This window comes from Dankookia rubra (assembly GCF_004355005.1).
Lineage (GTDB): Bacteria > Pseudomonadota > Alphaproteobacteria > Acetobacterales > Acetobacteraceae > Paracraurococcus > Paracraurococcus ruber_A.
This window is the reverse complement of sequence record NZ_SMSJ01000118.1, coordinates 1-13,755: the sequence shown is the minus strand read 5'-3', so window position 1 is coordinate 13,755 and position 13,755 is coordinate 1. Positions and strand designations below refer to the sequence as shown.

Here is a 13,755-nt window from a genome sequence, read left to right as displayed (position 1 = left end):
AACCGTGACGGGCATGGCCTCCGGACGCGGCTGGATTTGAGTGTCGCAGCCAAATTCTACGTCCGCACAACCGCTTGCGCCATGCCCGTCAGCCCTCGCGCATAATCCGGGCTAGCGACGTCGCGCACGCGCTCCATCCCGCACGTGTCGGCCGTTCCGGCAACCCGCCTTGCATCGTCCTCCGTCAGCTTGATCCAGAACTTTGCCCCGTTGCGGCTCTGGTCGCAGGCGAGGACGCCGCGATGAGCCCAGACACGAATGGCTGCCAAGGAGATGCCGAGCCGTGCTGCCGCCACTCTCAACGGCACGAACCCGTCCGCTCGGGAGATCCGCCCTGCAGTGTTCGCGGGACATGCAGTTGGAATATCATGCATACGGCGCATGGACGCGACCCGGATCGGGGTCCACGGCTTGCCGTAGCGGGTCCGCAGGCCTTGTGCCATCAACGCGGCTGCGACCTGATGGTCGGGCATCTGGGCAGCCAGGGTTCGGATGGCGTCGAGCGCGCTAGCCGGGGTGCGGAGATGGTCACCCATGCCGGGGCTGTCGACCCTGTATGCTGTTTTCGCGCCGCCGCTCCAGAGGACAAGGATGTCTGCGCCTTGTCGCTCTGGCTGTACGGTTACCTTGGCGGCAGCAATGACGAGCCGCAGCAGGCGCTTGCGATCCTGCGCAGTACACGCCGTCCTCGTCTGCAATCAGCGTGCGAAATACGGCGCATAGCTCGATGACACGGTGCCAGTCTCTGTTCAGACGCGACAGACGGGAAACCTCGGTCACGAGAACGATGCCGACCTCGCCCATGCCGATCGCCGCAACCAGACGCTGGAAGCCCGTGCGGCTTTCGCTGCTCGCGCCGGACATGCCGAGATCATCGTCGATCACACGCACTGCTGTCTCGGACCGCCCCATTTGCCGGGCGCGCTCAGCTAAACCATACTGACGCCGGGTGCTTTCCTGGTTGTTCTGCAGCTGCTGCGGCGTGGATTGGCGGACGTAGACCAGCGCCGCCAGCCGCAAATGCCGGGGCTCGATCTTGGGCGAGATCGCGATCATGGCGCATCACCTCGCTGCCTCCGGCGCCGAGGCTGGGCATCGCGCGCCGGAGCAGCAGTTCGGCCCAGAGCTGCGCCATCGCCGCGTGCACATCCGCGGGGAGGCATTTCCAGATTGTCGTCGGACGCGGTGCCATGGCCGGTCTCCGCTGACGGCGCACGACCATGCTGGCGCACCCACTGGACCAGGGCCCGTAGGCTGCTCGGGGAGAACAACAATGCTGGCACGGCCGGGCCTCTGTGGTTGGGGTCCTCGGTCCAGGCCTGCAGGATCTGCTCCTGCCGGCCGTCCGGCAACTCAATCCTAAGGCAAATCTCGTCACCGCAAATGATACGCTGGCGCGCACGGACCACCTGCCCGCAGTCCGCGTGCGCTGGGTGGCTGATCCGAACCCAATAAGCCTGGAGATGCTGAACAGCAGCATTATGCTGCCAGCGCGTCGTTGCCGCCGAACAGCGCATTCTTGCGCCTCAGGGCCACGGGCCTGATGGCGCGCTCGACCACATTCGAGTCCATCTCGACCCGACCATCGTCGAGGAACACCGTCAGGCCTGGCCAATGCCGCAAGGCGCAGCGGATGGCCTTGGCCAGATCCGAGGCGGCGGAGAGGCGGCCCAGATGAGCCTGCAGCCAGGCATGCAGGGCCTCGACGATCGGCCGACTGCGGTCCTGACGCGCTTTTTGTCGGTGTTCGGCGGGATGGCCGCGGATCTGGCCCTCGGCCACGTAGAGCGCCTGGATCCGCGCCAGCACCTCGGCCGCGAGCGGCAACTGGGTGGAGGCGTGGAACTCGTAGAAGTACCGCCGCATGTGGGCCCAGCAGAACGCCAGGCCGACCGAGGCGTCGGCGCGGTCGCCCGCCAGCCGCTTGAACCCGGGATAGCCATCGACCTGCAGCACGCCGCGGAATGCCGCCAGATGCCCGGCAGGCCGCAGGCCCTTGCGATCCTCGGTGTAGACATAGGCCGCCACCGGGTGGCTTGTGCCGCACCATGGTCGGTCATCGACCGCGTAGCACCAGAGCCGTCCGGTCTTGGTCCGGCCGCGGCCGGGGTCGAGCACCGGCAGCGTGGTGTCGTCGGCGAACAGCTTGGCCGCCGACAGCGCCGTGCCGACCAGCAGGTCGTTGAGCGGGGTCAGCCACCAGCAGGCCCGGCCGACACAGGTGCTGAGCGTCGAGCGGTCGAGCGTCACGCCCTGCCGCGCCAGTATCTGCGCCTGGCGATACAGCGGCAGGCTGTCGCAGAACTTGCTGACCACCACATGCACGATCAGCGCCTCGGTCGCCATGCCGCCGTCGATCGGCCGCTCCGGCGCGGGCGCCACCACTACCGTGCCCTCGCAAGCCCGGCAGGCGTAGCGCGGGCGGCGGGTGACCCGCACCCGCAACTGGGCAGGGACGATGTCGAGTTGCTCAGTGCGGAGCTCGCCGATGGCATGCAGCGCGCCGCCGCAGCAGGGGCAGTCGCGGCGCTCAACGTCGACCAGCACCTCGTAGCGCGGCAGATGCTCCGGCAAGGCGCCGCGGTTGCGCTGGGGCGGTGCCGAGGGGCGGCGGCCGCCCTGCTGGGCCTCAACCGCCTCCTGCCCGGCCTGGTTCTCGGCGACACTCTGCTCGAGATCCTCGAGCCCGAGCTGCAGCTGGTCCGGGCTCAGTTGCTCGGACTGGCGACCGAACTGCTGCCGCAGCAGGCGCTGGATCAGCAGCCGTAGCTTGTCGTTCTCGGCATGCAGCGCGCCGTGCTGATGCAACACATCCCGCAGCATCTGCTGCAGGATGGCGGGATCATCGGGCAGCGTGTCGAGGTCGATCTGCACGCCCAGATGATGCCAAAGGCCGTCGCGTCGGGCCTACCGTTTCCAACCGAATCGCAGCGCTGTTACCCAGCCAGTTCTGGCCTGCGACGCGGCACCGGGGCACGCCACTCGCAGCCGTCGAGCAGCGCCGCCAGCTGCGCCGTGGACAGGGCAATGCATCCCGTCGTGACCGTCGTCGGCCAGACGAATTGGCCATGTTCCAGCCGCTTGGTCAGCAGGCACAGACCAACCCCATCATGCCAGAGCAGCTTGATCAGCCCGGCCCGACGGCCGCGAAAGGCGTACACCGCTCCGCTGAACGGATCCTCCGCCACGCCCTGCTGCACCAGCATCGCCAGGCCCGTCATCCCCTTGCGCATATCGGTCACGCCGCAGGCCAGCCAGATCCGCAAACCAACGGGTGGCGCGATCATCGGCGGCCCAACGCGGCCAGCACGCGGCGCAGCGCCGCCTGGTCCACCGCCGCACCCACCCGCACCGTCACGCCGTCAGGCAGCATGATCTCGATCCGGGCGGCGGTGTCGTCGGGAAACACTGCCGAGGATGCCGCCTGCGGCATCGGCGCCTCCGGGACCGTGCCACCGCCGTCAGGCAGCGCGGCGACCGGCACGAAGCTCGGCGGAACAGCCAGCCGCGCCTTGAGCTGTCCCTCCACCATCTGCCGACGCCAGGTGTAGAGCAGGCCACTGCCGATCCCATGCCGCCGTGCCACCGCGATCGGCGAGCCGCCCGGCTGGAGGCTCTCCATGACAATGTTGCGTTTCTGCTCCGGCGTCCAAATCCGCCGTCGCTCGCCGCGGGTGATGACCTCGACCGGCCCCTCGCGCACGCTCATACGATTGGTCGTAGGAGCGTCCTCAGCCTCGGTGGCCCGCGGTGGCAGCGTCTTGCCCATCCCGCCCTTGCATCACGACGGTACGCCGCGTCGCAATGTGCCGCCGCCGCGACGCTTACCTGGCGCACCGGCTCGAGTGCCTCGAAGCGGTTGCCGGACCGGGCGGCATGGTTGCCGACGCACTCGCCGGAGCAGTGGTCGACGGCAACGAACACCCGGGCCCGACCTTCTCTGACGGTCACAGTCTCGGTCATGTCGATGCCCCAAATCGCGTCCACCACCGTGGTGGTGATGGTGCCGTCACGGGCGCGCTGCTCGGGGCGGCCGACCCGGTGCGGCGCGAGCAGGCCGTGCTGGCCCATGAGGCGCCGGACCCGCCGGGCCGAGGTGCGGATGCCAGCATGGCGCAGCCGGGCCCAGATCTTGCGGTAGCCCTCGCCGTGCAGGCGCGAGCCGAGGACCTGAGCGCGGATGTGCTCGAGCAACGCGGCATCAGAGCAGGCGCTGACCGGGTCTCGGCGTGTGGGATCGGCCAATGCCATAGGGTCGGGCGCCACGCGGTGGCGGTAGACCGTGGCGCGGGAGAGGTGCCAGACCCGGGCGACCCGGGCCAGGCCATAGGTGTGCCGTCAGCAGACATCATTTCAACTTTCGTAACGCGGTCTCAACGGCATACTCGCGGACCTGGACCCGCTCCTTGGTCTTGTCGTAGGCGGCATCCACGTCACCCCAGAGCGGGGTCATCTCGATGCGTTCGCACACGCGGTCGATGGGGCACAGCCCACCAAGCGCCTCGTGGGGGCGATCCCAGTTGTAGTGGTGCACCCAGACGGCCAGCTGATCGCCAACATCAGGTGCTCGAGCATCCACTGTCGCCCAGAACTGGCCGGCTGTAGCGCTTCGGCTTGTGCCGTCCCCTCCTGCGACGCGGCAGGACACTGAGCTCATGCCGGACCAGGACCTTGTGGTCACTGTCGGCGAGAGCTGCACGCCATGCAGGCGCCGCAACTCCGCACGGATCCGCTTCACGCCGAGGCGCCGCTCTCGGCGCAGGGAGAGGATCCACTGCTCCACCTCGACACTGACCTTCTTCGTGGGCGAGCTGTGCGGTCGCCGACTCTGCTCCTTCAGGCCGGCCTCGCCGTCCCGCTCGAAGCGCCGCAGCCACTTCCGCAATGTCGGCCGCGAAATGCCGAATCGGCGGCAGACCGCGTCCGCATCCTCCAGGTCGTGGTAGGTCGCGATCCATGTCCGGCGCTGCCGGACCGCGCGCTCTGCGGCTTCTCTTATCTCCTTTGATGAACTCATCGCTGCTGTGGTGGCTGTGGGCTTGTGGGCAACGCGTAGCGTTGTCCACAAGCCCACAGCCTAGGTCAGCTGTTGAAAGGATGTCTACGAACCGTACACCATAGGCACGACCCGTGGTCGGAGAAATGGTCCGGCTCACCGCCTCGACCTCCGACGGGCCAAAGGGCGGCCGCCCTCCAGGGCGGCAATCTTCTGCTCCAACAGCTCGTTGGCCATGGTGACCTCGCCGAGCTTAGCCTTGAGGCGGAGCACCTCCTCATCGCGGCTGTCGCGCTCGCGCTCCTTCATCGCCGCCTCTGCCCCGACCAGGGCGCGGTCACGCGATTCGCCCAGGCGGGCGACGGTGAGATTGAGCTCGCGGGCCACTGCCTCGAGCGGCTCACCGCGCAGCAGGCGGGTAACGGCGGCCAGCTTGCGCCGGGCGGAGTTGCGACGCTCCGGCCCGGCACCGCCCGTGAGGGCCCTGGTGTCAACGTCCTGGGCGCACGTCGGCGCCCTCTCAGGCTTGTCGCTGTGGTTATGGTCCATCGGTCTGACCTCCGGTTGCGGTGATCCCTACCGCAGCCGGCTGTCTCATCGAACCGTGCCGCACCCCAAACTAGGTGTCCAGGAAGCCGGCTCTTCCGCAGGAAGCGTGGTTCAGGCAGCAAGGAGCACACGGCGCCGGAGCAGGTCGAATTTGGCGCGACCGAAAGTTTGCCGCTTCAGCAGCTTGAGTTTGTTCACTTGTCCTTCTGTCTGCCCGCTGCTCCAAGGCGTCGTGAGCGCAGCCTTCACCGCGGCGGCGTCCTGCTGCAGGCCAGCAGCAAAGGTGGCGACGGCGGACACGCTGCTATTCTGCGCGTCGATGAGCCACCTCTTGAATGTGGCAATCGGCGCACGAACCACCGCGTTGCCGCCGATACAGGATCCGCGCACGAGGTCGGCGAACCTGCGGACCAGCACAGCGACGGCAGCGGCGTCGGGATCGCGCTCGAGGCGGCCAATGGCGGACCTCTCCTCGTTGGTGAGCCCGTCCCGTGGCCGGGTGAGATACAAGGCCAGTTGTCTGGGCGAGGGAAGCGCAGGTGCACCGGCATGTGCGTCGGGTGGCACAGGCGCCGGCTGTGCCTCGCGGTAGCGGCGCGGAGTAGTCTTCGCCGGTGCTGAACGCCTCTGGCCCAGCCAACGACGGACCTGCATCGACGTCCCTGGGAAGCCGATGTCACGCAACTCACGCCAGAGCGCCCTAGCGTTCTCGCATCCAGCCGCGAGCCGGGCCTCAAGGTGAGCGAGATAGGGATCCAAAATGCTGTGGGCGGGTGCCTGGACCGCACGTTCCGGGAAGCTCTCAGCCTGGGCGTATTTGCGGACCGTTCCACGTGCCAGCCTCATGCGTTGACTGATGGTGAGCAGCGGCTCGCTGGCGGCGTGTCGGCGTCGGACTTCCTCGTAGAGAGCCTTCTTCCGTTCCCGGCTGTCGGCGCTGGCCACCCTCTCGCCCTGGCTGCGCGGGAAGGCGCCGGTCCGTCTTGCCGGACCGGCCGGCTGACCAACGGTGGGTGGAAGACGCCGGAGGCGGCCGTGCACCCCGGCCAGCCAACGCTCGACCATCTGCCGCAAGTTCAGCAGCAGATGCCAGCGGTCCGCGACCTGCACGGCCTGCGGCGCTCCGAGCCCGATGCCGCGGGCGTACTCGGTCGAGCGGTCGCGGGCGATGGTCCGGATCCCACGATGGCCCCGGAGCCAGTCGGCCAGCGTCGCAGCGCTTCGGTCCGGTAGCACGTCGACCACACGATGCCGCTCCAGGTCGACGAGAATGGTCCCATAGGTTCGGCCCTTGCGGCGGGCCCAGTCGTCAACGCCGAGCACTTGAGGAGCCGGGCGTCGCGGCAAGGGCAGGCGGCGGACCAGGCGCAAAACTGTGTCGCCACTCGTCGGCATGCCGATCTGCGTCAGCATGCGCGCGCCCGCCTCGCCGCCAAGGAAAACACCCACACGACCATGCGCCGTCGCCAGCCGGTCCGTGCGCTGTGCCCGTGGCGCGATCAGGCCCGGTAGTCGCTCGACAAAAGTTCGCCGAGAGCACGCCGGATTGCGGCAGTACAGGCGCCTCAGCCACAGTTCGAGGCGAACCTCGCGGCCAAGGCAGGGTAGATCGGCTGGATGGCGAACGGTCCGGCTGTGGACAGCATCGCTCGGCTCACCACAATCTGGGCAGCGGCCACTCCGCCGCCGCGCTTCAGCACAGATGTGAAGCGAGTTGGCGTCCGGGCGTGTAATCTCCTCGATGCGGCATCCTGGCAAGAAATGAAGGTCCGTCATCCCGGACTTTACAGCCCTTCATGCTGCGTCACAGTCAGCCGAACGGGCAGTGAAGAGCACCAACCACGCTTCCTGCGGAAGAGCCAGGAAGCCGGGTGCGGTACAGCGGCACCTTGCGCTGGGTCGAGCGGTGCTGGCCGAGCGCCGCACAGGTGCGGCGCTCAGAGACACCCATCGTGTGCACGATGTGCTCGACACAGGCGCGCCGGCGCGCAGGGCTCAGTAGTTTCCCCGGGCGGCCTCTGCCAGGATCTGCTTGTCGAGCGTCAGGTCCGCGATCGCCTTGCGCAGCCGGGCGTTCTCCGCCTCGAGGTCTTTCAGCCGCTTCACCCGGTCCGACTTCAGCCCGCCGAACTCCCGCCGCCAGCGGTAGTAGGTTCTCTAACTGAGGGCGGGCGCACGGTGATCCTGATCCTCCTCCCTGGTCCGGCGCAAGGTTCTCTACGAAGTCGCCAGCGTGCTTTCGACGCGCGGCGCTGCATGATGACGTCCAAGGCTTCGGCCTCCCAGCTTGTGACCTGCGCGGTCGCGCCTCGGCGCGCCGCACGTAATACCTCGGGCTCGGCCGTCGCCTCCCGTCCGGACCGGGACGAGAGCTCAAAGATCTGTCAGCACCCGCCTGTTGGAGTCTCCTCCTCGGCTCTATGATTGCTGCCGGTCAGGCTGGGTGGAGCTCGGTGCCGTCCACCCACATGCGATGGAGGATGACGCCGAGCTTGCGCGCCAATGCCACGCTGGCCTTCTTGTGGCCGACCTTGGCCCGCAGCCGCAGGCCCCAGTCGCGGAGCGCACCGCCGCCGCCCGCGCGGGTGATCAAGCTCGATGCCGCCTCGAACAACAGCGTCCGCAGCAAGCCATCACCCCGCCGGGTGATGCGGCCCGTGTAGTCCACCTCACCCGACTGATAGCGTTTGGAGGTCAGACCGACATAGGCGCCGACGGATTTGGAATGGGCAAACCGGGTGGGATCGTCGATGGTGGCTAGGAAGGCATAAGCGGTGATCGCGCCGACGCCGGGCACACCCATCAGCCTGCGGCACAGGTCAGAGCCCCGGGCCTCGGTGAGCAGCCGCCGCGTGAGCTCGGCCAAGGACCGGGCGAGGTCCTCGCGCAGCCGCAGCAATGGCCGCAGCGCCAAGGCGAGCGCCTCATTGGCCTGCAGCGCCAGCTCCACCCGGTCGGCCCAGCGACTGGGTCCTTTCGGCAGGCGCAGACCCATGCTCGTCATCAGACCGCGGATGGTGTTGTCGAGGTCCATACGCTGGCGCAGGACCAGCTCGCGGGCCTTGAGCAGTGCCCGCATGCCCTGCGCCGCCTCGCTCTTGACCCGCACCGCACGGTAGAAACCGGTCCGTGCCAACTCGGCCAGCATCGCTGCGTCATTGGCATCGGTCCTGTTCGGCATCTGGCTGAGCACGGCATGGGCCTGGCGGGCGTCAACGCAGACAGCCGGCAGGTTACGGGCGATCAGCTGCCGGTGCAGCCAGTTCGCCATCCGCCCCGTCTCGAGCACCACCCGGGTGGGTCGGCCGAAGCGGGCCAAGGCCGCGGCCATCGCGTCCGGGTCCGTCACCGTCTTGCCTTGGCCAAGGATCCGTCCCTCGGCGTTTCGAGCACAATGGGCAGTCTCCTCCATGGAGACATCGAGGCCAACGAAATAGCTCATCTCGCACTCCTCCGGCTGCCTGGGTGGCGGTCCATTATCGGCCACCAACCCCGGAGTGCGCCCGCCCTCAGTTACGCCATGTCACCTCGGTCACCCCGATTGCCCGGATCGCCTCCGCCACGGACTGCCCCTGCGAACCAGGACGTCCACCTGTCGCAGCTTGGCTACGGCCTCCTCAGGCCGGTGCTTCTTGCTCGCGATCTCAATCTTCCTCCGGTCCAAACCCATACCTCAGGGCGGACCATTTCAAAGGAAGAGGATCAGATTTGGTGTTTATTGCAACGTTGAAACCCACAACCACATCGCGCGGGTTAGTGTCCTCCCATGGAGTGCAGCGGTCCCGGGATGCCTTCGGCTGTTCGCATACTGGTGGTGGACGACGACCCCGAGATCCGGGACCTCGTCTGCGAGTTCCTTGGGCGGCACGGCTTTCTCGTCGACGCTGCCGAAGATGGCCCTGCGATGGAACGCGCGCTCGCGCGCGAGCCCGCCGACCTGATCGTGCTTGACGTGATGCTGCCCGGCGAGGACGGCCTGTCGCTCACACGGCGACTGGCGGCGGGGCCGGGCACGCCAGTCATCATTCTCAGCGCCGTGGGCGAGGACACGGACCGCATCGTAGGCCTGGAGGTCGGCGCCGACGACTACCTGGCCAAGCCCTGCAACCCGCGGGAGCTACTGGCGCGCGTGCGGGCTGTGTTGCGCCGCAACGGCGAGCGGCAAAGCCGCCCAGCCGCGGTGCCGGCCGGCACCACGGTCGAGTTCGCTGGCTGGCGGCTCAACTTGGTGCGGCGCGAGCTTAGGAGTCCGCAGGATGTCTTGGTGGGGCTCTCTGGCGGGGAGTTTTCGCTGCTGCGCGCCTTCGTGGAACGGCCGCAACGCGTCCTCACGCGCGACCAACTGCTCGACTACGCGCGCGGCCCTGACGTGGACTCGTTTGACCGCGCCGTAGACGTGCAGGTTAGCCGTCTGCGCCGCAAATTCGCCGCGGGCGGCAGCATAAGCAGCGAGATCATCCGCACAATCCGCAACGAGGGCTACCTGTTTCTGCCCGGGGTGGTGCGCCGGTGAGCCGCGTTCTGGGCCGGAGAAGGCCGCGCCGGTCGCTACCGCTGTCAGCCCAACTTTTGCTTCTGCTGCTTGCGACACTGGCATCGGCTCAGGCCGTCAATGCTGTCGTGGTTCTGTGCTTTCCGCCGTCAGAAGCGAACCACGTGGCACGCCTCGAAGAGGTAGCCAATGTGCTCACTGGCGGCGCAGCGCAGGCTTCAAGGTCAGGTTTCGACGTAACAGTTACTGAGCAACCGCCCCGCGACGACTACGAGGACCCGGGAGAAATTAGGTTCCGCGATGCTCTTGCGCGCCGGCTCGGCGCCCCCCCGGCCGACGTCCGTGTTGTTATGCGGGTCGCCCCACCAGGGAGCGGACCGGTCATGGGCGCACCGCGCCTTGATCGCCCGCCTCCCTTCTTGGCTCACATCGGCAGTTCCCGGTCATTCGGCCCGGTTGAGGCATTCTCTGCAGCAATACAACAACCTGATGGCCGTTGGCGTGTAGCGTCGGAGCGGACTGGGCTGCTCGATTTATGGCAACGGCGTGCCCTTCTCTGGCTGCTTGGGAGCGTGCTTCTGGCTGCGCCGCTCGGTTACTTTTTTGCCCGGCGCCTGACGGCGCCCATTCGCACCTTCGCTGAAGCCGCCGAGCGCCTGGGGCGCGACCCGCGCGCACCGGCGCTCGCAGCCGAAGGGCCGGCGGAGATAGGCGTTGCCGCACGCGCCTTCAATGAGATGCAAGAACGGCTGCGGCGCTATGTCGAGGACCGGACGGCAATGGTGGGCGCCATCGCGCATGATCTCCGCACGCCCCTGACCCGACTGGCCTTCCGGCTCGAAGCCGCGCCTGAGGAACTGCGCGCGAAAGCGGCCGCCGACATCGCCGAAATGGAGGCGATGATCGCTGCCACGCTGGCTTTCGTCCGCGACGCGACCGGCCCTGCCGCCCGAGAACGGGTTGAACTGAACTCCCTAGTCGAGAGCGTGGTGACCGACATGGCCGAGGCAGGATCTGACGCTACGTTTGAGAGCTGTGATCCGCTGGTGGTAGAAGCCGATGCGGTGGCGCTACGGCGAGCCGTCACGAATTTGACCGCTAACGCGTGCAGATACGGTGCGCGGGCGCGGGCGCGGGTCCACCGCGAGGGCGGGTGGGCGGTCGTAGAAGTGGAGGACGACGGGCCCGGTCTGCCGGCGGGCGAGTTGGATCGGGTCTTCGAACCTTTCTATCGGGCGGAGCGCTCACGCAGCCGCGTCACTGGCGGAACAGGTCTAGGGCTAGCCGTTGTTCGCGCCATTGTCCTGGCGCACGGCGGTGAGGTCGCGCTGGAAAATCGCCGGGAAGGCGGAATGCGGGCTCGTCTTGCTCTGCCTCTCTGAGCGGCGGGGCTCCTGCGACCGCTTGCAGATCACTCTGGGATTTCTGTTTCTTCCAGAAAGGGATCGGCCGGCGTGGCCCGGGCGAGTAGCGGCCGCGTCGCGGCCTTGGTGATCCGTGCCCGCGGCTCGACTTGCCGACGCGTGATGTGTTCGGCGAGATGCACCAAATCAAGGAAGGCATCGGCCTGACGCCGCAGCTCGTCCGCGATTATCGGGGGCTGGGTATGGATGGTGGAGATAACAGTGACGCTCACGCCGCGGCGCTGTACCGCCTCCACCAACCGCCGGAGGTCGCCGTCGCCGGAGAAAATCACAACATGGTCGAGATGCGGGGTGAGATCGAGAATGTCGACCGCCATCTCGATGTCGACGCTGCCCTTCACCCGTCGACGCCCGGTGGCATCGGTAAATTCCTTGGCCGGCTTGGTGACCACCGAGTAACCATTGTAGCCGAGCCAGTCCACCAGCGGCCGCAGGGGCGTGTATTCCTCGGTCTCCAGCAGTGCTGTGTAGTAGTAAGCCCGGACAAGATAGGATCGCTGCCGGAAATAGGCGAGCAGGTTTTTGTAGTCCACGTCGAACCCGAGGGTCCGAGAGGTGGTGAACAAATTGGCCCCGTCAATAAAGATGGCGACCCGTTCTGAGTAAATATCTAGCAAAGAGCAACCCTCCCGGCTCGCATATCGTAAGCCCTAAACCAAGATTGGTAAAATATTTTTTCTGATTATATACCAATAGGTGTGAAAAAATGCTAACGAGATGCGTTTGTTTTTTAGAATTTTTTTAACAAGTCTAATCCTTGTTATTTTTACATGAATATGTGTCTGTCCGATTTCATAAATATAGCACTCCAGACACACGAAGTTTTACACCTGAAAGTTTTAGGTCTACCGAAGATTTTCAACCCGCATCTTTGAACACGAACGCCAATTTCTTGGTGAATGTCAGCCGCCGTCTCCTGATCCTCCCCTTTTGAAGTGGTCCGCCCTGAGGTATGGGTTTGAACTGGAGGAGGACCGAGATCGCGAGCAAGAAGCACCGGCCTGAGGAGGCCGTAGCCAAGCTGAGGCAAGTGGACGTCCTGGTCTCGCAGGGGCAGTCCGTGGCGGAGGCGATCCGGGCGATCGGCGTGACCGAGGTGACATGGTGTAACTGAGGGCGAGCGCACTCCGGGGCAGGTGGTTGAGAACGAACCGCTACCTAGTGGATCGCGTCTGACGGAAGAGTCCCGGGAGGGATTCCTGTACCCGGCCCGACATGCGAGTCTGGGCCATGCGCACAGGCATCGTCGTCGAGGTGAGTGCCGCTGACCGAACCCGGCTGCAGGCGATCGTGGCGGACCGCAACAGCCCACAAAAGCACGTTTGGCGGGCCGATATCATTCTGTTGGCGGCCGACGGCGTCGGCACGACCGAGATCATGCGGCGCACAGGCAAAGCCAAGACAGTCGTTTGGCGCCGGCAGGAGCGCTTCATGTAGGCCGGGGTCGACGGCCTGCTGCGGGACAAAACCCGGCCGTCGCGCATCCCACCCTTGCCGGCGGCGACGGCGGAGCGAGTTGTGGCGTTGACCCTGGCCGAGCCACTCGGGGAGATGACGCATTGGACGGCCGATGCCATGGCCGAGGCGGCCGGCGTCAGCGCCAGTTCGGTCCGGCGCATCTGGCGCTCGCACGGGCTGCAGCCGCACCGTATCCGCCGTTTCAAACTCTCGAACGATCCGCACTGCCGGCTGTCTGCGTTGACGCCCGGCAAGCTCATGCCGTGCTCAGCCAGATGCCGAACAAGGCCGATGCCAATGACGCGGCGATGCTAGCCGAGTTGGTACGGACCGGTTTTTTTACCGTGCGGTGCGAGTCAACAGCGAGGCAGCGCAGGGTATGCGGGCACTGCTAAAAGCCCACGAGCTGATCTCGCGCCAGCGCATGGCCCTCGACAACACCCGCCTCGATACGCCGCCTTACTCAAATCGCCGTCACCCAGTTCCGATTATGGCTCATTGCTATATGTGTCGAGACTGACACAAGGATCCACATTATACCGTGTATAGTTCCTGGTGAAAGCTCAGTCCCGGAGGAACATAATGAGCGGTAAACACCTAGCCTGGGTCGTAACTAACCCATCCTAACGATCGCTGAGGCCGCGCGCGGGATTGCCACGCGCCACCTGTCGCCGGTTGAGCTGACGCGCGCCTGCCTCGACCGCATCGCTCGCACCGACCCAACCTTAGAGTCTGAACGCGAAATAAGTCTGGCCCTTCAGGTCGGTTTCGACACGTAGGGCAGTGCGCCGGCTGAGCCTCACCATGTTGGGCCGATGTCTCGCACCAGCCTACAC

11 protein-coding genes and 4 pseudogenes are annotated in these 13,755 nt (G+C 66.4%); 3 read left to right on the top strand and 12 right to left on the bottom strand.

Translation table 11 applies throughout. The features are described 5' to 3' along the window. Positions 1-56: 56 nt before the first annotated feature. The 11 genes and pseudogenes from E2C06_RS32425 to E2C06_RS32375 form a co-directional block, all read right to left on the bottom strand. Complete coding sequence (locus E2C06_RS32425) at positions 57-536, bottom strand: hypothetical protein (RefSeq protein ID WP_133292703.1); 480 nt, start codon at positions 534-536, stop codon at positions 57-59. Beyond that, a complete protein-coding gene (locus E2C06_RS32420; protein WP_133292702.1) occupies positions 529-1,056 on the bottom strand; it encodes a recombinase family protein in 528 nt (175 codons plus the stop codon). Before E2C06_RS32420 ends, E2C06_RS32425 begins: the two co-directional genes overlap by 8 nt. A 423-nt stretch (positions 1,057-1,479) precedes the next feature. Next, positions 1,480-2,874 carry an IS66 family transposase gene (tnpC, locus tag E2C06_RS32415; protein WP_133292701.1) on the bottom strand — a complete coding sequence of 465 codons (1,395 nt, stop codon included), beginning with the start codon at positions 2,872-2,874 and terminating at the stop codon, positions 1,480-1,482. A 62-nt stretch (positions 2,875-2,936) separates the two neighbouring features. Further along, positions 2,937-3,287 carry an IS66 family insertion sequence element accessory protein TnpB gene (gene tnpB / locus E2C06_RS32410; protein WP_133292700.1) on the bottom strand — a complete coding sequence of 117 codons (351 nt, stop codon included), beginning with the start codon at positions 3,285-3,287 and terminating at the stop codon, positions 2,937-2,939. After that, complete coding sequence (gene tnpA / locus E2C06_RS32405; protein WP_165982803.1) at positions 3,284-3,709, bottom strand: IS66-like element accessory protein TnpA; 426 nt, start codon at positions 3,707-3,709, stop codon at positions 3,284-3,286. The genes tnpB and tnpA overlap by 4 nt, the downstream gene beginning before the upstream one ends. A 119-nt stretch (positions 3,710-3,828) precedes the next feature. After that, positions 3,829-4,329 (bottom strand): annotated as a pseudogene (locus E2C06_RS32400) (IS3 family transposase); the annotation flags it as partial. A gap of 19 nt (positions 4,330-4,348) precedes the next feature. Beyond that, positions 4,349-5,017: pseudogene (locus E2C06_RS41115) on the bottom strand (helix-turn-helix domain-containing protein). A 135-nt stretch (positions 5,018-5,152) separates the two neighbouring features. After that, positions 5,153-5,545 carry an IS3 family transposase gene (locus E2C06_RS32390; protein ID WP_133292697.1) on the bottom strand — a complete coding sequence of 131 codons (393 nt, stop codon included), beginning with the start codon at positions 5,543-5,545 and terminating at the stop codon, positions 5,153-5,155. Positions 5,546-5,656: 111 nt separating this feature from the next. Further along, on the bottom strand, positions 5,657-7,321 hold the full coding sequence (locus E2C06_RS32385) for an ISL3 family transposase (protein ID WP_133292696.1): 1,665 nt from the start codon (positions 7,319-7,321) through the stop codon (positions 5,657-5,659). 106 nt (positions 7,322-7,427) lie between these two features. Next, positions 7,428-7,699 (bottom strand): annotated as a pseudogene (locus E2C06_RS32380) (transposase); the annotation flags it as partial. Between the two features lie 280 nt (positions 7,700-7,979). Continuing rightward, positions 7,980-8,987: an IS110 family RNA-guided transposase gene (locus E2C06_RS32375; protein WP_133292695.1), complete on the bottom strand. Its 1,008-nt coding sequence runs from the start codon at positions 8,985-8,987 to the stop codon at positions 7,980-7,982. A gap of 372 nt (positions 8,988-9,359) precedes the next feature. On the opposite strand from E2C06_RS32375, the gene E2C06_RS32365 reads away from it, so the two are divergent. Together E2C06_RS32365 and E2C06_RS32360 are read left to right on the top strand one after the other, a co-directional pair. Then, on the top strand, positions 9,360-10,058 hold the full coding sequence (locus tag E2C06_RS32365) for a response regulator (RefSeq protein WP_370451510.1): 699 nt from the start codon (positions 9,360-9,362) through the stop codon (positions 10,056-10,058). Between the two features lie 362 nt (positions 10,059-10,420). After that, positions 10,421-11,419 (top strand): ATP-binding protein, encoded by a 999-nt coding sequence (locus E2C06_RS32360; RefSeq protein WP_206664793.1) that lies wholly within the window; start codon positions 10,421-10,423, stop codon positions 11,417-11,419. A 29-nt stretch (positions 11,420-11,448) separates the two neighbouring features. Here E2C06_RS32360 and E2C06_RS32355 read toward each other — a convergent pair whose 3' ends face one another. Further along, positions 11,449-12,078 (bottom strand): LabA-like NYN domain-containing protein, encoded by a 630-nt coding sequence (locus tag E2C06_RS32355; RefSeq protein WP_133292693.1) that lies wholly within the window; start codon positions 12,076-12,078, stop codon positions 11,449-11,451. Positions 12,079-12,691: 613 nt separating this feature from the next. Between E2C06_RS32355 and E2C06_RS39930 the strand changes: the two are divergent. After that, a pseudogene (locus E2C06_RS39930) lies at positions 12,692-13,141 on the top strand (helix-turn-helix domain-containing protein); the annotation flags it as partial. Positions 13,142-13,755 lie beyond the last annotated feature (614 nt).

Coding starts and splice junctions, on each gene's coding strand:
- E2C06_RS32425 (WP_133292703.1), bottom strand. CDS start 536: ATGGGTGACCATCTCCGCACCCCGGCTAGCGCGCTCGACGCCATCCGA.
- E2C06_RS32390 (WP_133292697.1), bottom strand. CDS start 5,545: ATGGACCATAACCACAGCGACAAGCCTGAGAGGGCGCCGACGTGCGCC.
- E2C06_RS32420 (WP_133292702.1), bottom strand. CDS start 1,056: ATGATCGCGATCTCGCCCAAGATCGAGCCCCGGCATTTGCGGCTGGCG.
- tnpB (WP_133292700.1), bottom strand. CDS start 3,287: ATGATCGCGCCACCCGTTGGTTTGCGGATCTGGCTGGCCTGCGGCGTG.
- E2C06_RS32385 (WP_133292696.1), bottom strand. CDS start 7,321: ATGACGGACCTTCATTTCTTGCCAGGATGCCGCATCGAGGAGATTACA.
- tnpA (WP_165982803.1), bottom strand. CDS start 3,709: ATGAGCGTGCGCGAGGGGCCGGTCGAGGTCATCACCCGCGGCGAGCGA.
- E2C06_RS32360 (WP_206664793.1), top strand. CDS start 10,421: ATGGGCGCACCGCGCCTTGATCGCCCGCCTCCCTTCTTGGCTCACATC.
- E2C06_RS32375 (WP_133292695.1), bottom strand. CDS start 8,987: ATGAGCTATTTCGTTGGCCTCGATGTCTCCATGGAGGAGACTGCCCAT.